At 69.4% G+C, this 21,903-nt stretch carries 18 protein-coding genes and 6 tRNA genes; 8 read left to right on the forward strand and 16 right to left on the reverse strand.

Translation table 11 applies throughout. The annotated features are described in order from the left end of the window. Positions 1-3 precede the first annotated feature (3 nt). Positions 4-699: a hydrogen peroxide-dependent heme synthase gene (gene hemQ / locus C8K38_RS09800; protein ID WP_097211298.1), complete on the forward strand. Its 696-nt coding sequence runs from the start codon at positions 4-6 to the stop codon at positions 697-699. Positions 700-705: 6 nt separating this feature from the next. Here hemQ and C8K38_RS09805 read toward each other — a convergent pair whose 3' ends face one another. Further along, positions 706-3,147 carry a hypothetical protein gene (locus C8K38_RS09805; RefSeq protein WP_097211299.1) on the reverse strand — a complete coding sequence of 814 codons (2,442 nt, stop codon included), beginning with the start codon at positions 3,145-3,147 and terminating at the stop codon, positions 706-708. Between the two features lie 160 nt (positions 3,148-3,307). Between C8K38_RS09805 and C8K38_RS09810 the strand changes: the two genes are divergently transcribed. Beyond that, positions 3,308-5,584, forward strand: coding sequence for a molybdopterin-dependent oxidoreductase (locus C8K38_RS09810; protein WP_097211300.1), 2,277 nt, complete (start codon positions 3,308-3,310; stop codon positions 5,582-5,584). Positions 5,585-5,588: 4 nt separating this feature from the next. Here the strand turns inward: C8K38_RS09810 and C8K38_RS09815 are convergent, their stop codons facing one another. Together C8K38_RS09815 and C8K38_RS09820 are read right to left on the reverse strand one after the other, a co-directional pair. Further along, on the reverse strand, positions 5,589-6,179 hold the full coding sequence (locus C8K38_RS09815; RefSeq protein WP_097211301.1) for a DUF1707 SHOCT-like domain-containing protein: 591 nt from the start codon (positions 6,177-6,179) through the stop codon (positions 5,589-5,591). A 35-nt stretch (positions 6,180-6,214) separates the two neighbouring features. Continuing rightward, complete coding sequence (locus C8K38_RS09820; RefSeq protein ID WP_097211302.1) at positions 6,215-7,480, reverse strand: MFS transporter; 1,266 nt, start codon at positions 7,478-7,480, stop codon at positions 6,215-6,217. A 123-nt stretch (positions 7,481-7,603) separates the two neighbouring features. Between C8K38_RS09820 and C8K38_RS09825 the strand changes: the two genes are divergently transcribed. Together C8K38_RS09825 and C8K38_RS09830 are read left to right on the forward strand one after the other, a co-directional pair. Then, positions 7,604-8,554 carry a LysR family transcriptional regulator gene (locus C8K38_RS09825; protein WP_097211303.1) on the forward strand — a complete coding sequence of 317 codons (951 nt, stop codon included), beginning with the start codon at positions 7,604-7,606 and terminating at the stop codon, positions 8,552-8,554. A 79-nt stretch (positions 8,555-8,633) separates the two neighbouring features. Further along, a complete protein-coding gene (locus C8K38_RS09830; protein WP_097211304.1) occupies positions 8,634-9,884 on the forward strand; it encodes a serine hydrolase domain-containing protein in 1,251 nt (416 codons plus the stop codon). A 7-nt stretch (positions 9,885-9,891) separates the two neighbouring features. Here the strand turns inward: C8K38_RS09830 and msrB are convergent, their stop codons facing one another. The 4 genes from msrB to C8K38_RS09850 form a co-directional block, all read right to left on the reverse strand. Continuing rightward, positions 9,892-10,311 carry a peptide-methionine (R)-S-oxide reductase MsrB gene (gene msrB, locus C8K38_RS09835; RefSeq protein ID WP_077041444.1) on the reverse strand — a complete coding sequence of 140 codons (420 nt, stop codon included), beginning with the start codon at positions 10,309-10,311 and terminating at the stop codon, positions 9,892-9,894. Between the two features lie 86 nt (positions 10,312-10,397). Beyond that, complete coding sequence (locus C8K38_RS09840) at positions 10,398-11,636, reverse strand: glycosyltransferase family 87 protein (protein ID WP_179800511.1); 1,239 nt, start codon at positions 11,634-11,636, stop codon at positions 10,398-10,400. A gap of 59 nt (positions 11,637-11,695) precedes the next feature. After that, a complete protein-coding gene (locus C8K38_RS09845) occupies positions 11,696-13,267 on the reverse strand; it encodes an alpha/beta hydrolase (protein ID WP_257017376.1) in 1,572 nt (523 codons plus the stop codon). A 22-nt stretch (positions 13,268-13,289) separates the two neighbouring features. Then, entirely contained in the window at positions 13,290-14,045 is a 756-nt protein-coding gene (locus tag C8K38_RS09850; protein WP_097211306.1) for a pyrimidine reductase family protein, read from the reverse strand. Between the two features lie 34 nt (positions 14,046-14,079). Here C8K38_RS09850 and zapE point away from each other — a divergent pair, with 34 nt between their 5' ends. After that, positions 14,080-15,093, forward strand: coding sequence for a cell division protein ZapE (zapE, locus tag C8K38_RS09855; RefSeq protein WP_097211307.1), 1,014 nt, complete (start codon positions 14,080-14,082; stop codon positions 15,091-15,093). Here the strand turns inward: zapE and C8K38_RS09860 are convergent. Next, on the reverse strand, positions 15,090-15,626 hold the full coding sequence (locus tag C8K38_RS09860) for a GNAT family N-acetyltransferase (protein WP_097211308.1): 537 nt from the start codon (positions 15,624-15,626) through the stop codon (positions 15,090-15,092). The genes zapE and C8K38_RS09860 overlap by 4 nt on opposite strands. 4 nt (positions 15,627-15,630) lie before the next feature. Further along, on the reverse strand, positions 15,631-16,932 hold the full coding sequence (locus C8K38_RS09865) for an MFS transporter (protein WP_097211309.1): 1,302 nt from the start codon (positions 16,930-16,932) through the stop codon (positions 15,631-15,633). On the opposite strand from C8K38_RS09865, the gene C8K38_RS09870 reads away from it, so the two are divergent. Further along, complete coding sequence (locus C8K38_RS09870) at positions 16,931-18,319, forward strand: GH1 family beta-glucosidase (protein WP_097211310.1); 1,389 nt, start codon at positions 16,931-16,933, stop codon at positions 18,317-18,319. The two genes, C8K38_RS09865 and C8K38_RS09870, sit on opposite strands and share 2 nt — an antisense overlap. Further along, the gene (locus tag C8K38_RS09875; protein ID WP_097211311.1) at positions 18,319-19,242 is read left to right on the forward strand and encodes an alpha/beta hydrolase fold domain-containing protein; all 924 of its coding nucleotides are present in this window, start codon (positions 18,319-18,321) and stop codon (positions 19,240-19,242) included. Before C8K38_RS09870 ends, C8K38_RS09875 begins: the two co-directional genes overlap by 1 nt. On the opposite strand, the gene C8K38_RS09880 is transcribed toward C8K38_RS09875, so the two are convergent. The 7 genes from C8K38_RS09880 to C8K38_RS09910 all read right to left on the reverse strand — a co-directional run bounded on the left by C8K38_RS09880 (position 19,226) and on the right by C8K38_RS09910 (position 21,389). Further along, entirely contained in the window at positions 19,226-19,606 is a 381-nt protein-coding gene (locus C8K38_RS09880; protein WP_097211312.1) for a DUF2784 domain-containing protein, read from the reverse strand. The two genes, C8K38_RS09875 and C8K38_RS09880, sit on opposite strands and share 17 nt — an antisense overlap. A gap of 47 nt (positions 19,607-19,653) precedes the next feature. Then, complete coding sequence (locus tag C8K38_RS09885) at positions 19,654-20,733, reverse strand: metallophosphoesterase (RefSeq protein ID WP_097211313.1); 1,080 nt, start codon at positions 20,731-20,733, stop codon at positions 19,654-19,656. Between the two features lie 159 nt (positions 20,734-20,892). Further along, positions 20,893-20,967: transfer RNA gene (locus C8K38_RS09890), tRNA-Val, on the reverse strand. Between the two features lie 30 nt (positions 20,968-20,997). After that, positions 20,998-21,069, reverse strand: a tRNA-Gly gene (locus tag C8K38_RS09895). A gap of 80 nt (positions 21,070-21,149) precedes the next feature. Beyond that, positions 21,150-21,221, reverse strand: a tRNA-Val gene (locus tag C8K38_RS09900). A gap of 1 nt (position 21,222) precedes the next feature. Further along, positions 21,223-21,293, reverse strand: a tRNA-Cys gene (locus C8K38_RS09905). Positions 21,294-21,317: 24 nt separating this feature from the next. Further along, a tRNA-Gly gene (locus C8K38_RS09910) sits at positions 21,318-21,389 on the reverse strand. Between the two features lie 332 nt (positions 21,390-21,721). Here C8K38_RS09910 and C8K38_RS09915 point away from each other — a divergent pair. Continuing rightward, positions 21,722-21,793: transfer RNA gene (locus C8K38_RS09915), tRNA-Val, on the forward strand. Positions 21,794-21,903 lie beyond the last annotated feature (110 nt).

Here is a 21,903-nt window from a genome sequence, read left to right on the forward strand (position 1 = left end):
GCCATGGCACGCCTCGATTACGACAAGCTCAACTCCACGCTCCGCTACGCGATGTTCTCGGTGTTCCAGGTGCAGCCGGGCGTCCTCGAAGAGGACCGCACCAAGGCGATCGACGACGCGAAGGCGTTCTTCGATTCCTTCGAGGATACCGACGCGACCGTCCGCGGCGTCTACGACATCGCCGGGATGCGCGCCGACGCGGACTTCCTGATCTGGACGCACGCGGAGAAGTTGGAGGATCTGCAGAAGCTCTACGCCGACTTCCGGCGCACCACCATCCTCGGTCGCGCGAGCGACCCGGTGTGGAGCAACGTCGCACTGCACCGCCCCGCGGAGTTCAACAAGAGCCACCTGCCCGCGTTCGTCGCGGGTGAGGAGCCGGGTGCCTACATCTGCGTGTACCCGTTCGTGCGGTCCTACGAGTGGTACCTGCTCCCGGACGACGAGCGCCGCAAGATGCTCGCCGACCACGGCAAGGCGGGTCGCGGTTACCCGGACGTGCGCGCGAACACCATCCCCGCCTTCGCGCTCGGCGACTACGAGTGGATCCTCGCGTTCGAGGCGCCCGAGCTCGACCGGATCGTCGACCTGATGCGTGACCTGCGTGCCACCGACGCGCGGATGCACGTGCGCGAAGAGGTCCCGTTCTTCACCGGGCCCCGGGTGGACGTCGAGAAGCTGATCGCGTCCCTGCCCTGATCGGCCTCACGCCTCGATAATCCGCCGCAACTCCGCGAGTGCGTCCCGGTACTGCGGGGTGCGGACGTAGCCGCTGTGGCCGGCGACGGTCGGCAGGTATCCGGACCTGTCGACCTCGTCGGCCCGCACGTCCACCCGGTTCGGGAGTCGTGAGTACGCCGGGAAACCCAGGTGGTCGGTCTCGCGCCACAGGTTGATCCACCGCGGGCGCCCCGGGGTTCCTCGGAGCAGGCCGGACAGCGTCTGCGCGCGGGGATGTGCCGCCGGGCCGGCGTCGTCGCCCAGGAACTCGTCGGGCGCGAGCGGGCGCGCACCCGACGCGGGCGCGTTCGCGATGGCGTCGGGTCCGAACAGTTCCGGGAAGATGCGGCCGAAGTAGGCACGCAGTTGGCAACCGTAGGTGAGCAGGGCGCCGCGCTCGGCCAGTGCCTCGGACCGTGGGTCGAGGAGCGCCGCGACGGCGAGCACGGACCCCATCGAATGCGCGGAGAGCACCACCCGGTTCCCGTCGTCCGCGCGGAGCCAGGCGTCGCACCGGGCGACGAGTTCCGGTACCGCCCGCTCCGAGTAGCTGGGCGGGCCGAACGGGTGCGCGGCCCGCGGGACCACACCCAGCAGATCCCACACGATGCCGAGCGGCCTGCCGCTGCGTGGTCGAAGGGCCAGGGCGCCAACCAATGCCGCCGCGAGTGCCGCGGCGAGAAGCGCGCCCCATCCGGTGGGGAGTTGCAGATACGCGCGTTCCCCGTCGCGTGGCCGGGGCAGCAGCGGCAGGATCACGCAGGGGAGCAGCGCGAGGAGGGTTAGCGCGGCGAGCACGCCGATCGCCGGTTCGGCGCGATGGGCGGCGTTGGCGAGTCGCTCGGCGGGGACGGTGTCGGGGTCCACGAGCGCGATCGCATCCGCAGTCGCCGGGGACGGCGTGACACCTCCGCCGCGGGCCCGGATGAAGGCCGCCCACCGAACGGCACAGCACCCCGCAACCACGAGCACGACGACCAGCACGGCGGCGGCCGCGACCAGGCCGACGCCGAACCAGCCGAAGATCGGCGGGATGCGGATCTCGGTCTGGCAACCCGCAGGGTCGTCCGACACCAGCTCCGCGGCCCCGCCGGAGCCGTTGAGCCAGTTGCCGACGCCGACCACCACGAGGTTCGACAGCAGCATGGCGCCGCCGAGGGCCAACAGCAGGAAGACGCCGACGGCCCGGCCCGACCAGGCCTGGAATTCGCTGCCGGGCAACGCGAGTGCGAGCAAGACGAGGAAGACGGCCGCGCCCGCGATCACCGCAGGCCCCCGCTGCCCGCAGAGGTACGCGACCGCCGCCACGCCGAGTGTGGTAGCCAGCGCGATCGTCCACCACGGCGACATCCGCCGGATCGAGAGTCCGGCCAGCGCCAGCGCCAGCAACACGAGGACGAGGACCGCTGGCACCGCGACCAGGCCGTCCAGCCTCGGCGCGTCCCCGTCGGGAGCGTTCGGGTCGTGGGGCCCGAACGCGAGCAACAGCGACTGCGCCACGAAGGCCGCCGCGCTGACCGCGACCACAACCCAGGTCGCCGCGGGCACGCCCTCCTCCGCGCGGGAGACCGGCACGTCCACACCACGCTCGCTCGTGAGCACCAGCCGCACCGCGCCCGCGACCATCGCCAGCACGGCGACGATCGCGATCGCCGAGAAGGCCCAGCCGAATCGCTCGTCACGGGGCGGGGCGAACAGCGCGGACATCGCCACGGTGCCCGCCACCCCCGCGGCGATGTGGATCATCGAGGTCTCGGTGGCGTGGCCGCGGTTGTTCCAGAACCCGTGCCGCCGCAGAACCGGTGTGGCATCCGCCGACTCCGCGGTCTGCCGAGCGCCGTCCACGTCGTAGCGGGTCCGCGACCGCGCCGAGACGAACCACAGCACCGCCAGCGCGGCGGCGGGCACCAGCAGGGACACCGCCAGTCGCCGTTGCGGGGGCAGATTCGCCAGGGCCTGGAACTGCGAGGGCAGGTTCCCGGACTCGTGCTCCAGATACTGCAGCGCGATCAGGTCCGAGGAGACCGTCACCACGGTGCTGACGAACAGCAGCGTGAGGCCGAGCCCGAACAGTCGGACCACGGTGGCGGTCCGGCGCACCTGGGCCGGGGTGGTGCAGAGATTCCGCGACCAGTACGCCAGGTTCGTCAGCCCGTAGGGCATCACCAGGCACCAGGCCGCCCTGATCACCACGGCCAGCACCGCCTGACCGAGGGGTGCCGTGCCTCCCGGTGTCGTGCGCGCCAGCCCACCCCACGAGTAGGCCTCGCGCCGGACGCCAGGCGGGGTGTACCCGCGCTGATCGGGGGTGAGCTCGGCCGCGGCGTCACCGTCGACGGTCCAGAACCCGGCGAGCTGGTCGCCGATCACCCGGTGCACCTGGTCGGCCTGCACGTCGAGCATGTCGTGCGGCGGGGTGTTGCTCACCCCGTGAATGCGAAGTTCCAGGACATGTGGAGCCGGTCCGTCGCCGCGACTCATGAATCAGGCATACACCCAAAACCGGGCGCTCGAGGGTGTTCGGGGCGGCGCCTGCGCTGGTGGCAGACTGGCCGCCATGAGTTCGGGAACCACGCGCCGCCAGCACATGGCGCATTGGGGCATGTTCGAGGCGGAATCCGACGGCACCGAGGTCACCGCGGTGCACCCGTACCCCGGTGACGGCGATCCCTCACCGATCCTGGCCAACACGGTCGGCTCCGTCCGGCATCGCTCGCGGGTGGCGGGACCGGCCGTCCGGCGTGGCTGGCTCGAGCGGGGTCCAGGGCCGTCCGAGGGGCGGGGATCCGACGAGTTCGTCGCGGTGTCCTGGGACGAATTGGCCGACCTACTCGCCGGTGAGCTGCGTCGCGTCGTGGATACGCACGGCAACCGCGCGATCTTCGGCGGCTCCTACGGCTGGTCCTCGCCCGGCCGTTTCCACCACGCACAGAGCCAGGTCCACCGATTCCTCAAGATGCTCGGCGGCTACACGCGCTCCGAGCACAGCTACTCGCTTGGCGCGACCGGCGTGATCATGCCGCGCGTGGTCGGGACACACTGGAAGATGTTCGCCCGCTCCACGAACTGGGACGTCATCGCCCGCGAGACCGATCTGATGGTGTGCTTCGGGGGAGTGCCGCTCAAGAACACCGCCGTCAACGACGGCGGCACCAGCCATCACCCGACCCGCGGCGCGCTCGATGCGCTGCGGGCGCGGGGCGGCCGGATCGTGTCCATCAGCCCGTTGCGCGACGACCTGCACGGCGAGGCGGAGTGGCTCGCACCGCGTCCGGGGACCGACGTGGCCATCATGCTCGCCTGCGCCTACGTGCTCGCCGACGAGGGGCTCGCGGACCGGGAGTTCCTGGACCGCTACTGCACCGGCTATGAGGTGTTCGAGCAATACCTGCTGGGCGCGGCGGACGGCGTCGCCAAGACGCCCGAGTGGGCGGCAGAGCTGTCGGGCCTGCCCGCCGACGCCATCGCGGACCTGGCCCGCCGAATGGCCGAGGGGCGCACCCTGATCTCGGTCACCTGGTCGCTGCAACGGGTGCGACACGGCGAGCAGGCTCCGTGGGCGGGCATCACCCTGGCCGCCATGCTCGGCCAGATCGGTTTGCCGGGAGGCGGTTTCGGGCACGGGTACGGCTCGATGAACGAGCCGGGTCTTGCGCCGGTGCCGTACCCGCTGCCGACCCTGTTCCAGGGGACCAACCCGGTGTCGGACTCCATCCCGGTGGCGGCGATCTCGGACCTGCTGCTGAATCCGGGGCAGGAGTACGACTTCGACGGTCAGCGCCGCACCTTCCCCGACATCCGGTTGGTGTACTGGGCCGGGGGCAACCCCTTTCATCACCACCAGGACCTCGGTCGGCTGCGCCGCGCGCTGGCCAGGCCGGACACGATCGTGGTGCACGATCCGTACTGGACGCAGATGGCCAAGCACGCCGACATCGTCGTTCCGTCCACGACGTCCCTCGAACGCGAGGACCTGTCCTGCACGCGCAACGATCCGCTGATGGTCGCGATGCACGCCGCCACACCGCGATTCGCCGATGCCCGCGACGACTACGACACCTTCGCCGCGCTCGCGCACCGGCTCGGGTTCGGGGAGCGGTTCACCGAGGGCCGCACCGCGGGGCAGTGGATCGAGCACCTCTACGGCCAGTGGCGCGGGTACGTCCTTGCGGACGGAGGGGAGGCGCCGGAGTTCGACGAGTTCTGGCGGCGCGGGCACGTCCGCATGCGCACCGAGGAGGAGCTGACGCTCTTCGAGGAGTTCCGGGCAGATCCCGAGGCCAACGCGCTGCGCACCCCGAGCGGCAAGATCGAGATCTTCTCGGCAGACATCGACGGCTTCGGCTACGAGGACTGCGCCGGACACCCGACCTGGTACGAGCCGGAGGAATGGCTCGGTGGACGGCGGGCCGAGGCCTTCCCGCTGCACCTGATCGCGAATCAGCCGAAGACCCGGCTGCACAGCCAACTCGACCACGGGGCCACCAGTCAGAATTCGAAAGTGCAGGGGCGCGAACCGATCCGGCTGCACCCCGACGACGCGGCCGCCCGCGGTATCGCGGACGGGGACGTGGTCCGGGTGTTCAACGACCGGGGCGCCTGCCTGGCCGGGGCGGTGCTCGACGAGGGCGTGCGGGTCCGCGTCGTCCAACTCTCGACGGGCGCCTGGTTCGATCCGTTGGACCCCGCCGACCCGGATTCGATGTGCGTGCACGGCAATCCGAACGTGCTCACCGCCGACGTCGGCACCTCGAGCCTGGCGCGCGGCTGCACCGGTCAGCACGTACTCGTGCAGGTCGAGCGGTTCGATGACGAGCTGCCGCCGATCCGCGCCTACGACCCGCCCACGATCCGGCCGCGCTGAGCGGTCAGATCGTGTCGGGTTCGCGCTTGGTCTCGAGCTGGTGTATCCGCTCGGTGGCCTCCTGGAGGCGCTTCTTGCGTGATCGGGCTTCCGAGGTCTTCAACTCCTCGTAGATCTCCTCGTCGTCGTCGCTGAAGCTGAGGATCATCCGGGGGAGGCTCAGAGTGACGATCAGTGACGGCCAGACGACCCAGGCGTAGTCCCAGTCGATGACCAGTTGCAGTACGAGGAAAGTCACGAGGGTGATGCCGAAGATCACTCCGTCGAGCGAATCGATCAATCCGCCGCGCCTGCGCAGGGAGGAGAGCTCCGCCTCGGCACTGGGTGACGTGGTCAGGGCCGCGGGGGTGGTTGCGCCGACCGGGATCTTCCGGAGATGGCCGTCGACCTGCTCGAGCGGCATTCCGCCTGGCAGCCCCAGGAAAGCGCCGCGCATGACGTCGAGGGTGCGTGCGGAGGCGATCGCTTCCGAGCGGTCATAGAACTCAGTGGTGTCCAACCGTCCTGCGGCGTAGTGCTCGCTGATGACATTCAAGGCGTGCATGCGCTCGTCATCGCTGAGGAGTAGGTCTTCGCGGTCGGATTCCTCTGTCACGTAACGACTCTCTCTGTGGGTGATGTGTCAGAACCTCAATCGAGAATCCTATCGAGTCGTGCGGCCGGGACGTCCTCGGCCGACGAGGCCACGGGTTCGGGCATGTGTGTCCGCCGGGGTAGCAGGAGCGGGGTGGAGAGCAGGAGAACGCCGGACATGGTGATCGCGGTGAGTGGACTGGTGAGTGTGGCGAGGACTCCCCAGATCACCATGAGGGTGGCCTGGGTGAGTTTGCTGCTGACACTCCACGCGGTGAGGACCTGTGCGGTGTGATCGGCGGGAGTGCGCTGCAGGCGTTCTGTCGCGTTGATGGGGTTGAAGACACCCATGCAGGTGATCAGCAGGCCTTCGACGACGATCACCGTGAGGAGTCCGGCGATCCCCGGTTGGGTGAAGGCGAGGCCGAGCGGGAAGATCGAGCGCAGCCAGCCGGAGACGATCAAGACCCGGCGCCTGCCGTGGCGGGCGACGAGGCGCGCCGACAGGCGGGCACCCACGAAGCCGCCGAGCGCCGGGATGCCGAAGGCGAGACCGTATTGCCAGGCGGGGAAACGGTATTCGCCCAGCAGGAGGACGGCCAGGAGTGGGAGGGTGGCCATGATCAGGCCGCTCACCAGGATCGAGTTGAGAAACAGGCGACGTAGGACTCGGTCGTGCAGGATGAATCGCCAGCCGCCCAGCAGGTCGGTGGCGCGCAACCTGGTGGCGGTGTCGCGGGGCGCTGCGACGTCGCTTCCACGGATGCGGAGGACCCCGAGCGCGGACAGCAGGAAGCTGAGCGCGTCGGCGGCGACGGTGACGACCGGGCCGAGCAGCCCGACGAGCGCGCCGCCGATGGGCGGTCCCGCCGCGGTCGCCACCCAGCTCGTGCCTTCGAATCTTCCGTTCGCGACGAGGAGGTGCTCGCTGCGGACGAGATGTTTCAGGTACGCGCCGGAGGCGGCGGTGAAGACGATGCTCGAGGTTCCGGAGACGACCGAGACGACCAGCAGTTGGCCGTAGGTCAGTGCGCCGAGGAAGTACGCGATGGGAACGCTCGCCATCGCGAGGAACCGGGCCAGGTCCGAGGCGATCATCACCGGCCGTTTGGCCCGGTGCTCGACCCACGGCCCGAGCGGGACCGCGACGATCGCCGCGACGGTGAGTCCGGTCGCTTCGAGAAGCGAGACGGCGAATGCCGGTGAGTGCAGCACCTGCACCGCGATGAGGGGGAAGGCGCCGAAGGCGATCCACGTGCCGTATGTGCTGACGGCATAGGCCGACCACAGCCAGCCGAAGCTGCGCCCCAACTGCACGCGCATGCGACTCCTTCGTAACAACCGATGTTCGGGTCTGTCGATCACATCAGTCGCACCGATGCCCGATCAAACAACTGCATCGCTGGCGAGCCACAACGATCGGTTGTGCAAGGATAGGCTGGGGCGATGGATACCGAGGCAGTGCGATCGTTCGTGCGGGCGGCTGAGCTCGGACAGCTCCAACACGCGGCCAACGAGCTGGGCGTGACGCAACAGGCCGTCTCGAAGCGGATCGCGACCCTGGAGCGGGAGCTCGAGGTCCGGTTGTTCACCCGTACCGCCCGCGGGGTCGAGCTGACTCTCGACGGCCAGGCCTTTCTTCCTCACGCACGAAGCATCGTCACGGGTGTCGATCGCGCCGTCACCGCGATCAGACCGGGCTCGCGGGCCCTTCGGATCGACGTCCTCGGCCTGCGATCCGCGCAGGCCGTTGTCCTGCACGAGTATTGGCGGTCGCATCCCGACACCGAGCTCGACGTGGTGACCCTCAAGGTCAACGACCCTCGGGTCGTGGTCGCCGCCGTCGAAGCAGGCGATATCGACGCCTCGTTCCGTACGGTCACCGATCCGGCCGCGTTGCCGCGCGACCTGCGCATGATCCACGCGTTCGACTCCCCGCTGGAACTCCTTGTCGGCCCGAGGCATCCCCTCGCCTCCGCACGATCACTGACGCCACCACAACTGCGCAGGCATCGGATCTGGGTGCCGGGTATCGCGCCCCGAAGCGAGTGGGGGGACTTCTACGATCAGCTCGCCACCGAATTCGACCTCCGCATCGACGCGGCGGGCCCGCACTTCGGCGACGAGGTGCTCCTGGACACCCTCGCGGACTCCGCAGACGTGGCCACCCTCGTCGGGGCACGCGACCGGTACATCTGGCCGACGAACCACGACCTGCGCCGCATCCCGATCGTGAATCCGACGCTCGCATACCCGCTCTCGCTCATCCTCCCCAGAACGAACCCACATCCGGGACTACGGGCAATCATCAACCACCTCGCAAGCCTGACACCCCTCGCGGTGCCGGCCTGGCGCCCGTACTGGGCAACTACCCCACCCGGTGTCGACGGCGACTGATCCCGGCGACGTCGTCGACGATCGTCGGGCCCGCCGTTTTGCCGGTACGCGGCACCACGGCGGCGTACGGTCGTCAGGCATGGACCGTCGTGCGGTGACCTGTCGACCACGCCATCTCCGAGCGGCCGGCGCCGCATTCGCCCTGACCCTGCTGCTCGGTGCCTGTTCCTCGGACACCGGATCGGACTCGGGCACCACCTCCGCACCCGCCTCGCCCGCAGCGTCCGCCCCCGCGATCGACGATGCGACCCTGCAGTCGACCGTGCAGGAGGCCGCCAAGCAGTTCATGGTGCCCGGCGCGGTGGTGTTGCTACGCACCCCTGAGGGTGAGCAGACCGTCACCTACGGCACGACCGAACGCGACGGCGGTGCGCCGGTGACCCTCGACGACCACGTCCGGGTCGGCTCGAACACCAAGACCTGGACAGGAACGGTGATCCTGCAGCTGGTGCAGGAGGGCAAGCTCGCTCTTGAGGACCCGGTCTCGAAATACCGGCCCGAGGTCCCCGGCGGCGACGGCATCACGATCGAGCAGCTGCTGAACATGCGCAGCGGGCTGTTCAACTACAGCGAGACGCTCGAGCTGAACGAGTCCCTCGACCGGGATCCGCAGAAGGTGTGGGCGCCTGAGGAATTGCTGTCGCTGGCGTTCGCGCATCCGCCGTACTTCCCGCCCGGGCAGGGCTATCACTACTCGAACACCAACTTCGTCCTGCTAGGCCTGATCGCCGAGCAACTCGACGGCAAGCCGCTGCCGGAGATCTTCCGGGACCGGCTGTTCACCCCGGTCGGCCTGGAACACACCGAATTCCCCGCGTTGACCTCGAACGCCATCCCCACCCCGTACTCGCGCGGCTACATGTTCGGCGACAACGTGCTGACCATGACCGACCCCGCGCTTCCGCCGGACATGCAGGCCGCCGCGACTGCAGGCACCCTGGCGCCGAACGACGTCACCGACGGCAACCCGTCCTGGGCGTGGTCGGCAGGATCGGGCATCTCCACCGCGCACGACCTCGCGACCTGGGCGGAGGCCCTGGCCGACGGCAAGTCCCTCGACACGGACATGCAGGCACGCCGCCTCGCGAGCGTGCAGCCGGTCGACCCGAGCACGCCGGACGGACCGGGCTACGGCTGGGCGATCGCCAAGATGGGCCCGCTCTACGGCCATACCGGCGAACTGCCCGGCTACAACTCGTTCATGGGCTCCGACGAGGAGAGCGGCATCACGCTGGTCGTCTGGACCAACCTCGCGCCCGGCGCCAACGGTCAGGACCCGGCCAGCACCATCGCCAAGACGATCATCGAGAAGATGTTCGCCCCGAAGTGAGCGCGACTCAGCCCTGCGGCACCATGCGAAGCGAGATCGAGTTGATGCAGTAGCGCTGATCGGTGGGGGTGGGATAGCCCTCGCCCTCGAAGACGTGGCCGAGGTGGCTGTGGCAGTTCGCGCACAGCACCTCGACCCGGCGCATGCCGAGGGTGGTGTCCTCGCGCAGGATCACCGCGTCGGAGTCCGCCGGGTCGAAGAAGGACGGCCACCCGCAATGGGATTCGAACTTCTCCGTGCTGGTGAACAGCAGCGCGTCGCACGCCCGGCAGTGGTACTCGCCGACGGTGGTGGTGTCGGTGTACTCGCCGACGAACGGGCGTTCGGTGCCCGCCTCGCGGAGCACCGCGTACTCCTCGGGGCTCAGGCGTTCGCGCCACTGCGCTTCGGTGAACTGGACGGGTGCCGGATCTGCCGCGGAACTCATGGCACCACGGTACTCAGGCGGTCCACACTTGTCGGCTCAGCCGACGGCTACATGTGTCGGCTCAGCCGACGGCTACATGTGTCGGCTCAGCCGACGGCGACCTTCGTGCGCTCCTCGATCAGGAATGCCGGGTCGATGCCGCCGTCCAGCCTGTTCTCGCGCTTCGCGATGAGGTACCGGCCGAGCAGGACCGCGAAGATCACGATGAGGAGCAGGCTCCAGCCGAGGGTGGTCTTCATGTACTCGGCGGCGCGGCCCGCGGCAGGCCACCGCAGTGACAGCCAGCTGTCGTAACTCATGAATCCGTACACGGCCAGCCAGGCGGGCCAGTTCCGCATCACCGAGTTCCGCAGCACCACGCTCATCAGCAGCGGGAACATCATCATCGAGTAGTACATCTGGCCGAGCGAGCCGAGCAGGAACGACGCGGTCAGCAGCACACCGGAGGCGGTGGTGACGAAGAAGAGCTGATCGTCGCGGTAGTAGCGGTACAGCAGCCACAGCGACACAAGAACCATCACGCCGAACATGGCCCGCAGCCCCAGGACCAGCAGGTCGGGCAGTCCGTAGTAGGCGCCGTTGCCGACGATCGCGCTGTTGAAGTAGTCGCGGGACTCCGCCAGGTATGGCGCGGTGCGCCGCACGAAGTCCATCGGGTCGGCCGACAGCGGCCAGGCGATCGCGGTGAGGATCAGCGGGATGCCGAGCGCGGTCACGAAGACCTTCCACTGCTTGCTCACCAGCGGCAGCAGCAGCAGGGGCCAGAGCACGGGTTTGACCGCGAACGTCAATCCGAGCGCGACGCCCGACCACGCGTCCTTCTTGCGCAGCAGCAGGTACATGAACGCCACCTCGCCGAGCAGGACGAGGCCGTTGATATTGGTGAAGACAAGGGTGTTGGTGACGGTCTCGGACGCGAACATCGCGAACAGCAGGATCGGCGCAGCGATGGAGTCGAGCGCCAGGTTGAACATCTTCAGCATCAGGTAGCCGGCGACGATGATGGCCGCCGCGTTCACGAGGATGAACAGCCAGCGCGAGCGCTCCGGATCGATGAGCGCGATCGGGGCGATCAGCAGGGTTCCGCTGGGTGGGTACAGGTAGTGCGGATCCACCCAGTTGAAGTTTGCGGTGTAGACCGGCCGGTGATTGAGGAAGGCAAGTGCCGCCTTGTAGACCGGCGCGAAGTCGTCCGTCCGGAACCCGTTCACCGCCTTGACGAGCACTCGATGCAGCACCGTCATGATGGCGATCGGCCACAGCGCGAACTTGACCACCTCTGCGGTCGTCCGGCCGGTGCGCGGTTCGAGATGTCGAAGGAACACCGTGGCACGGTACACCGAGCGGGCGGCCGGGCGTTCGGTTGACACTCCGCGACGCCGCCTCAGCCCGGGCAGGCGCCGCCGTCCGGGGGCAGCACGCCGGTGCCCGCGTACCCCGCGATGGCGAGCTGCCCGCAGCCGGAATGCGTCGACACCGGATGCCCGCTGCCGAGCCAGGCGACGGTCGCGTTGGCGGCACCAGCGGCCGCGACCGCCCCGGTCACGGAGCCGGCCCCGGCGCTGCCGACGACCGGGTCCGCGGCCCCGCTGAGCGTGAGCACCGCGACGTCGAGTGTGGCGGGCAGCTCCGGCGGCGGCGTGGTGGGCCACGCCGTGCACAGCAGCAGCGAGAGCGCGGCGTCCGGCCCGAAGACCGGGTACTGCTCGGCCCAGGCGGTCCGCAGCTCACGGGCCCGGCCTGGCGTCGGCCACTGACTTCCGTCGGAGCAGCGCGCGATGAACTGCCCGTCCGAGTCGGTGGCGGCCGCGGTGTGCCCGATGAGGGAGTCGAGCGGGCCGACGTCGCCGCGGCCTGCCGCGGCCAGTACGTCCGAGAACTCGCGGACGCGGGCCTGCTGATCGCCGCGCGGTGCGCCGAGGAAGCCGGTGAGGGCGGTCAGCACTCCGTTCGAGGAGACCGGGGCCAGCTCGCCCGCCGACGCGCGGCGGACCAGGTCGGCCACCGCCGACCGGGGATCGGGGCCAAGCGAGCAGGCGAGCGCGGCGCACTGCCGGGCGAAGGCGGCCAGCGCCGCCTCCTGCCCCGCGACGCGGGACTCGGCGGCGGTCACGGCGTCGGCGCGAACCGAACCGGGGGCGTCGAGGACGAGCCGGGAGAGCCGATCCGGGTGCTGCGCCGCGTACGAGAGCCCGACTGCCGCGCCGTTTCCGGTGGTGAGCAGGCCCAACCGCTCGACGCCCCATGCCTTGCGCAGCTGCTCGAGGTCGTCCGCGGCGTGTGCGGCGTCGAAGTCCAGTTCCTGCGGCTGCAGGAAGTCGGTGCAGCCGACCGTGGCGTCGCGGCTGAGCGTCATCACCTTGTCCGCGGCGTCGCCGCCGTCGGGGTCGGGCGGGGAGAACTGGCCGAGGTCGAGCATGGCCTTGCGCAGGCCAGGGGTGTCGATGCACTCGATGGTGGTCGAGGTCCCGATCCCGCGACGGTCAACGGCCACCACCGGCCGGGTGGCCAGCAGGTCGGTGATGGGACCCGCGGCCAACGCCGCGAGGGTGGCGGTGGAGGCCCGGTCCGCGCCGGAGGTGAGGACGAGCGGGCCGGCGTCGGCCGGGGTCTGCGGGAGCCTGGCCCTGGATACCCCGAGGCTGAAGGTGCCGGGGATCGGGGAGGACTGGTCGATCGGGGCCGCGAGCTGTGCGCATTCGATGATCAGCCCTGCCGGTCCAGGTCCGAGACCGAGCGTGTCCAGGGTGGTGCGGGTGCAGTCGCTCCAGTCGAGATCCGTGCGGGGCACCTCGAGCGGGGGCGGCTCCTGCTCGGCGTCGGCGGTCCGGCCCGTCGTCTCTCCCGGACGCTGCGCGACCGCGACATCGGGGCGAACGCTCGGCCCGACGCTGCAGGCGCAGCAGACGGCGAGTACCACGGCGAGCGGCCACGTCCTGCGCAGTGGGGATGTCACGGTGCACAGCCTGCCAGGTCGCTCAGCCGTTCCGCTCGCGTACCCAGCGCGCGAGCAGCGTGCCGTCCTCGTCCCCGAGCAGGTGCGCCCGTCGCATCGCGGTCGGGGCGGCGTCGGGGGAAAAGGCGATCCGCGGTGCGGTACCGGCGACCAGGAGTGGGGCCGTGGTCAGGCACAGCTCGTCGACGGCGTCGGCCGCCAGCAGCTGTCCGAACAGTCCCGGCCCGCCCTCACACAGCACGCGTGCGAGGCCGAGCCCGTGGAGGGTGTCGAGGATCGCCGCAGGCGGCACGGTGGACTCGCCGAGTTCGAGAACCCGCGCGCCCGCCGCCTCGAGCCCGGCCTTCCGATCCCGGGGTGCGTCGGCGGTGGTGAGGATCAGGGGTGCGGTGGTGTTGTCGGTCAGCAAGCGGGACGCAGGGTCGATGTCGGCACTCGCGGTGACGACGGCGATGGGCGGCACGTCCGCCTGGCCGCGCTCGCGTCTGCGTGCGCGGCGCTCCGCCGTGACCCGGGCGCCGCCGTAGTTCTCGGCCCGCACCGTTCCTGCGCCGACCAGGATCACGTCGGCCAGCTCGCGCAGGACGCCGAACAGGCGCTTGTCGGCCGGAGTACCCAGTCCCGCGGACGTCCCGTCGGCGCTCACCGCGCCGTCGATGCTGGAGACGAAGTTGACCCGGACCCACGGCGCGGACGTCGTGTCCGGATAGACGTGCAGGTCGCGGAGTTCATCGTCGTCGAGCGGTGTGAGGTGGGTCGCAATATCGAGGCGCTGCATATGGGAGATGACAGCACGTCGATAACCTCCATGCATGCACGAGCGTCTTGTTGATCGCAGTCCGGTGGTTCAGGCGGACCAGCTGATCGCCCAAATGGTCCCGCCGGCGATGTTCGACGAGGTCAGTTTCGCCTCCTACATCCCCGACCCGAACGAGCCGAGCCAGGCGGCTGCCGTGCACAAGGCCGAGGAGTTCGCGGCCAAGGTGACGAAGATCCGTTCCGGCGGACGGCGTGGGTTGTTCGGCAAGAAGGCCCAGGCCAGCGGCGCGGGCCTGTACCTCGACGGCGGCTTCGGCGTCGGCAAGACCCACCTGCTGGCATCGATCTTCCACAGCGTGCCCTCGCCGAAGGCGTTCGGGACGTTCGTCGAGCTCACCCACGTGGTCGGCGCGCTCGGCTTCAACAACGCGGTCGAGCAGCTCTCCGGCCACAGCGTGCTCTGCATCGACGAGTTCGAGCTCGACGATCCGGGCGACACCATGCTCGTCTCGCGCCTGCTCACCGAGCTGTCCGCGCGCGGCGTGTCGATCGTGGCCACTTCCAACACCCTGCCCGGTCAGCTGGGCGAGGGCCGGTTCGCGGCCCAGGACTTCCTGCGGGAGATCAAGAAGCTCGGGTCGATCTTCGAGACGATCCGGGTGGACGGCCCCGACTACCGCCACCGCGATCTGCCGCCCGCGCCGGAGCCGATCTCGGACGCCGAGCTCACAGACCGCGCCGACGGGGTCCCCGGCGCGACCCTCGACGACTTCGACGCACTGTGCGCGCACCTGAGCACCCTGCACCCCTCGCGCTACAACAAGCTGATCGCGGACGTGCCGGCGGTGTTCCTGCGGGGCGTGCACCCGGCCCAGGACCAGTCCGTCGCGCTGCGACTGGTCGTGCTCGCCGACCGTCTGTACGACGCGAGCATCCCGGTCACCGTGTCCGGCGCCAAGCTGGACGAGATCTTCACCCCGGAGATGCTCGCGGGCGGCTACCGGAAGAAGTACCTGCGCGCGACCTCGCGGTTGCTCGCGCTGTCCCGCTTCGAGGTCGCTGCCTAGACCGCTCGCTGCATCACGAAGTCGTGGTGCAGCTGCTCGCCGACCAGGAACGTCTTGGTGCCGACCCGCTCGAACCCGTGCTTGGCGTAGAAGCGCTGCGCCCGCGTGTTCTCCTGGTTCACCCCGAGCCAGACACCCGCGGCGTCGAGAGCGCGAGCGTGGTCCAGCGCCGCGGTCATCAGCGCCACCGACACCCCGTCCCCGTGCCGGTCAGGCAGCACGTACAGCTTGCTGATCTCCATGGTCGGCAGCAGCGTGACCGCCGCCCGGACATCGGGGTCGTCGGGGGTGCCGTCGACGAGAATCGCGTAGCCGATGATCCCGTCCGCGCCGACGGCCTTGAGCACCGTTCGGTCCGGCGCGGCCAGATACTCGGTGAAGCGGGCCTGGGACAAAACCGTGGTGATGAAGTCCGCGATGTCGGCCTCGGTCGCGGACGGCGGGCACGCCAGCGGGAAGGTCTCGGCGGCAACGGCGGCGAGCTCGGCCGCGTCGGATGAGATGGCGCGGACGACGGCGAACTGAGAGGGCATGCGTCTAGTCGACCACACGCGTCAGGTCGGCGGAATCGGCCCCTGCGGCGACCCGTTTGGGCCGGAACGCGGGGGCCAGCAGGAACAGGGCCACCGCGAACAGCAGCGGCAGGACGAAGCCGATTCGCAGATTGGAGACGGCCGCGACCGCGCCGACGATGGCGCCGCCGACCAATGTGCCCGCGTAGTTGAACAGGTTGAGTCGGGCGATCACGGCGTCCGTCTGGTCGGGCGGGGCGAGCCTGCCTGCGGCGCTGAAGCACAGCGGGGCGATGACCGGCGCGCCGAGTCCGACGATGAGGAACCCGATGATCGCGACGGTCGGGCTCTGCGCGACGATCACGACGACGAGCCCGAGCGCGGCGATCGCCGAGCCGACCCGGACCACCGCGACCTCGCCGTGGCGTCGCACCCAGAAGTCGCCGGTCAGGCGGGAGACGAGGCCCGCGGTCTGATAGGCGGCGACCGCGAGGGCCGCCGTACTGGCGCTGGCGAGCAGCAGGTCCTTGAGGTACAGCGCCGACCAGTTGCCGACGCTGAAGTCGATGGCGAAGAACAGCGCCATCGCCGCACCGAGGGCGAGGAACGGGCGCATCGGGATCGTCAGCGGTGCGGCGGACGTGGTCGCCTCGGCCTCGGGTCCGACCTCGAGCAGTCGCGGACCGATCAGCAGCGTTCCTGCGGCGACCCCGAGCGCGGCGCCGAAGATCGACGCCGGCAGGCTCACCTCGAGCGCCGAGCAGGCCGAGACGTACAGGGCGCCGACGATGGCGCCGACGCTCCACGCGCCGTGGAACGAGGACAGGATCGACCGGCCGTAGCGGTGTTGGATCGCCACGGCCTGCATGTTGGTGGCCGCGTCGACCATGCCGAGGCCGACGCCGTACACGGCGAACCCGGTGAAGAACGCGGCGGGGGACGGCGCGAAGGCGATCCCGGTGCCTGCGCAGGCGATGACGAACAGACCCGCTCGTAGAGTGGTCTTGCTCGAGGTCCTGGTCGCCAGGTACTCGGCGATCACGCTGCCGACGGCCGCGACCAGCGAGACCAGCACCACCGCGACGACGATGGTGGAGTCGTCGAAGCCGTACCGGTCCTTGAACTGGGGGAGCTGCGTCAGGAGTGCGGCGAGGAACATGCCCTGCAGGCCGAAGCCAACGGCGGTCGACACGCGAGCGGCCCGCAATGCGGGGGTGGGGAGCGTCATGAGGCCAGTGTGCTTTCGCCGGGCCCGTTCGGGCGGTGTGTTGATGAATTCAAGCACCGCACTGGACGCGCGTCCAACATTTCGGCAAACTCGGCTCATGACTGCGACTGAAACCAATCCGACGTTCCCTCAGGGCTTTCTGTGGGGCGTCGCCACCGCCGCTTACCAAATTGAGGGCGCGGTGGATGAGGGTGGGCGGGGCCGCTCGATCTGGGACGAGTACTGCGAGCGGCCCGGCGTTATCGTCGGAGGCGAGACGGGAGTCGTCGCCATCGACCACTACCACCGCTACCGCGAGGACGTCGGGCTGATGCGCGACCTCGGCGTCGACGCCTACCGGCTGTCCGTCTCCTGGTCCCGGGTGCAGCCCACCGGCCGTGGTCCGGTCAACGAGGAGGGTCTGGACTTCTACGACCGCCTCGTCGACGAGCTCGTCGCGGCCGGGATCGATCCGGCCGTCACCCTGTTCCACTGGGACCTGCCGGTCGAGCTGCAGGAGGCGGGCGGCTGGCTCAACCGCGAGACCTCCTATCGACTGGCCGAGTACGCCGACATCGTCGGTCGCAGGCTCGGCGATCGCGTGCGCATGTGGATGCCGTTGAACGAGCCGGTCGTGCACACCCTGTACGGGCACGCGCTCGGCGTGCATGCCCCCGGCCAGGAACTGGGCTTCGGCGCACTGCAGGCCGCCCACCACCAGCTGCTCGGCCACGGGCTGTCGGTGCAGGCGCTGCGCGCGGCGGGCTGCGGCAACATCGGGATCGCCTCCAACCACGCGCCTGTACACGCGGCCAGTGATTCGGAGGCCGATGTCGCCGCCGCCGAGATCTACGACCACATCGTGAACTGGACGTTCGCCGATCCGGTCCTGCGGGGCAGCTATCCGGCGGAGGAGTTGGCCGCGGCGCTGCAGGGGCCGGTCGCCGAGGACCTGAAGGTGATCTCGCAGCCGCTCGACTGGTTCGGCATCAACTACTACGAGCCGACGCTGATCGCCGCGCCCACCTCCGATGAGGGCAGCAGCGGGGTCCTCGAGGTGGACCTGCCGCCGGGGATGCCGTTCCAGCCGGTCGCACTCGAGGGCTACGAGCGGACGGACTTCGGCTGGCCGATCGTCCCCGCGGGGCTGCGTGAGATCCTCGGGATCTTCGCGGACCGGTTCGGTGACGCGCTGCCGCCGATCTACATCACCGAGAGCGGGGCGTCGTTCCACGACGACGACCCCGACGAGAACGGCCGGGTCGACGACCGTCGGCGGATCGACTACCACCGTGAACACCTGCATGCGGTCCGGGCGGCGATCGAGGACGGCGTCGACGTGCGGGGCTACTTCGCCTGGTCGATCTTCGACAATTTCGAGTGGGCGGCCGGGTACAAGGAGCGATTCGGGCTCGTCCACATCGACTACGAGACCCTCGCCCGGACGCCGAAGGACTCCTATTTCTGGTACCGCGATCTCATCGCCGGGCACGCGAGCGTGAGCTGATGACCAGCCTGGCAAGCCGATTGATGCCCGCGGCGCTCGCGTTGCGGGGCAGCAGGCGGGTGGGCGCCGAGGCCACCCGCCGCGAGATCGCGGGCCGGGCGTTGCGGCCCCGTTCGTTCAGCCCGCCCCGCGGGCTCGACCGGCGGGTCGACATCCGATTGGAGCGCACCGGCGCCGGCTGGCCGGTGTACTCGGTGGCCGCGCACGGCGCGTCGCGGCGGGATCTGGACAGCGCGCTCTACCTCCACGGTGGCTCCTACTTCCGCGAGATCACCCGGCAACACTGGCTGCTGGTCGCGGATCTGGCCCAGTCGTTGCCGATGGAGGTGGTGGTCCCGATCTATCCGCTCGCGCCGTCTGCGACCGCGGACGTCGTGGTGCCGGCGGCCGCCGACCTCGCCGAATGCCTGATGGGGGAGTGCGGTGCCGAGCGGTTCTCCCTGCTCGGCGACTCCTCGGGTGGGGGCATGGCGCTGGCCGTCGCGGTGGCGCTGCGGGAACGCACCCTCGCGCCGCCGCGGCGCACGGTGTTGATCTCGCCGTGGCTCGACATCACCGCCGACCACCCGGCCATCGCCGGCCTCGCGGCACACGACCCGTGGCTGAGTCCGGACGGGCTGCGGGTGGCGGGCGAGGCGTACCGCGGCGCACTGGAGCCGGCGGACGTCCGGGTGAGCCCGATCAACGCCGACCTCGACGACCTGGGGCACATCACGGTGTTCACCGGCACCCGCGACATCCTCAACGCGGACGCGCGGCGGCTGCGCGAGCGAATCGCGCTCAGCAACACCGAGTTCGAGTACCACGAGGAGCGGGACATGTTGCACGTCTACCCGCTGCTGCCGACGCCGGAGGGCAGGGCGGCCAGGCGGACCCTGCGCGGCCTCGTCGACCCGAGGGGTGCGATCAGTTCGGCGCGGTGACCCGGGCCCGGGCCGGATGCCTGCGCCGGATGAGGAAGCCGGTCCAGGACACGAGGACCACGAGCCCGGCGAGCATCTGCAGCAGCGCGGTGTACCGCTCCGGATAGACGACACCGGTCAGGTAGGTGTCGATGAAGCCGGTGCGCAGCCCCTGTTCGCCTGCCTCGTGCCTGGCCCAGTTCTCCAGGGCGGTGAGCGGGCAGTCGAGGCCGAACACGATGGTCGAGAAGCCCCAGCCGGCGAGCACGAGATGCGGCCAGATCGCCCACGGCCACCGCCAGGCCAGGAACCCGCCGGCGACGACGTACACCAGAAACGCGAAGTGCACGGTCATCGTCGCCTCGGCGAGCACCCGAAAGACCATGAGGCCATTGTCCCTCCGGGTCGATCCGGAGGGGTACGCCTCGGTTGTTACAGGCGGCGGTTGAACACTTCCTTCGCCTTCGAGGTCGTGATGTCGACCGTGTAGACGCGGAGCGTGGCGGCGGTGGGCGAGAGGTCCATCACCATGAATCCGACGTCCGCGAAGTTCTCGAAGAGGCTCTTGTTCGTGGTGGAGCTGGCCTTGCCGCTGCTGGTCTTCCCTGCGGCGCCGGAGACGATCTGACGGGTGCCCTTGGACTCGACGGTCGGCTCGAGGACCTGCAGCGAGTGATCGTGTCCGGCGAGGAGGAACTGGCACCGCCCGAGGACGTGCTCCTCATAGAACTTCTTCGCGTCGGCGCCGTTCGCGGGCGGTACCGGCATCCCGTCGTACTTGCCCGCGTTGCCGTGGGATCCGTTGCTCAGATAGGGGTGGTGCGCGCAGGCGATCTTCCACTTGGCCGGTGACGCGGCGATCGCCGCGTCCAGCCACGCGCGCTGCTCGTTCATGAACTGCCCGTCCGCAGCCCAGTAGGGCGCGAGGATCGGGGGCAGCATGGCGGCGACCGGGTTCATGTCGAGGACGAAGAACTCGACCACAGGGTTCTTCTCGGGAATGCGGACCGAGTAATAGCGGCTGGGCATCCACCACCGCCGGGAGAGCGGGTGGTAGTCCACCTCTTCGTCGCCGCGCAACAGCCAGCCGCCGTCGCCGGGGAAGATCGCGCTGTTGTCGTGGTTGCCGAGTGCCATCACCCAGGGGAAGTCGAGGTCGTGGTTGGGGTCCTCGAACTTCGCCGCGAACTGGGTGTCGTTTTCGTTGGTCGGCCCCATCTCGTAGATGTTGTCGCCGAGGCCGAGCGCCATCGAGAAGGGCTCGCGACTGTGCAGATCGCGAATCGCGTCGGCCACCGCCCACTGTGCCTTGGTGCCGGTGCCCGCGTCCCCGGTGATCAGCACCCGGAGGTTGGTGTCCGTGGGGAACGGGAACTTGCCGGTGCCTGCGGCGGGCTTGGTGTCGGCGGCGGCCGCGATCCCGGGTGCCATCGCTGCCAGCGGCAGGGCGGCGCCCGCCGCGGCGGCGCCTGCCAGGAATCGGCGGCGATCGATCTGGTTGAACTCCATCACAGTCCTCGGGTCGCATCGTTCGGTGTCCGGACGAGCAAACCTTAATGTGAACGGTCGTTCAACTCGACAGGCTCGGCCGACTCGGTGTTCACCCGACGTTCACCCCGCCGCTGCCCCGAAACGACGAAAGCCCCGGCCGGTGGCCGGGGCTTTCGGTGCTGGTGCGCGATACTGGGATTGAACCAGTGACCTCTTCCGTGTCAGGGAAGCGCTCTCCCGCTGAGCTAATCGCGCGAGAAGCCGGAACCTGGTCCGGCCCAAACGAGCGGATGACGGGATTCGAACCCGCGACCCTCACCTTGGCAAGGTGATGCGCTACCACTGCGCTACATCCGCATTGTGCACTCCCGGACCCATTGTGTAGGTCCGACAGTGCGTGTACAGAAAAGGCACCCGTCCGGGTGCCTTTTCCTTCGTGCGCGATACTGGGATTGAACCAGTGACCTCTTCCGTGTCAGGGAAGCGCTCTCCCGCTGAGCTAATCGCGCGAGGTGGAGACGGGAATCGAACCCGTGTGCACGGCTTTGCAGGCCGTTGCCTCACCACTCGGCCACTCCACCGTCAAGGTCGAGTCCAACCTCGAGAGCGGATGACGGGATTCGAACCCGCGACCCTCACCTTGGCAAGGTGATGCGCTACCACTGCGCTACATCCGCATTGCACTTCCGGGGGCGGCGTTGCTGCCTCCGTGGTGCGAGATGAAACATTAGCCCACGGGGTGTGTAGTCACAAATCGCCAGTTCAGTGACGGAATCGGGGATCGAGTGCAGCGCATTGACTGCACTCTTGCCGCGCATGGACGGGGGTGGGCTCCTGTTTCCTTGCTGCCGTCAGGTCGGAGGATCGGGCGACAGAGAACAAGGGTTCGCCGGGAACAGGGACGTGGTTCGACGGGGATGGGGACGGGGTCGGACAGCGGTTTTTCACTTCCACGGAAGTCGTGTTAATGTTCCATCCCGTCCGGCCGCGAGAGTTCAACGCGCGGCTCGGTCCCGTGGCTCAGTGGGAGAGCGTCCGCTTCACACGCGGAAGGTCGCTGGTTCGATCCCAGCCGGGACCACAAGAAAAGCCCCCCTCATTCGAGGGGGGCTTTTTTGTGTTCTCGATGTACCTCGTGACCGGCAGACCGCTGCCTCCGAGAGGTGGTGACGGATACAATCGGTGTCCCGC

It is taken from the genome of Rhodococcus sp. OK611 (genome assembly GCF_003050885.1).
GTDB classification, from domain to species: Bacteria; Actinomycetota; Actinomycetes; order Mycobacteriales; family Mycobacteriaceae; genus Rhodococcus_G; species Rhodococcus_G oryzae.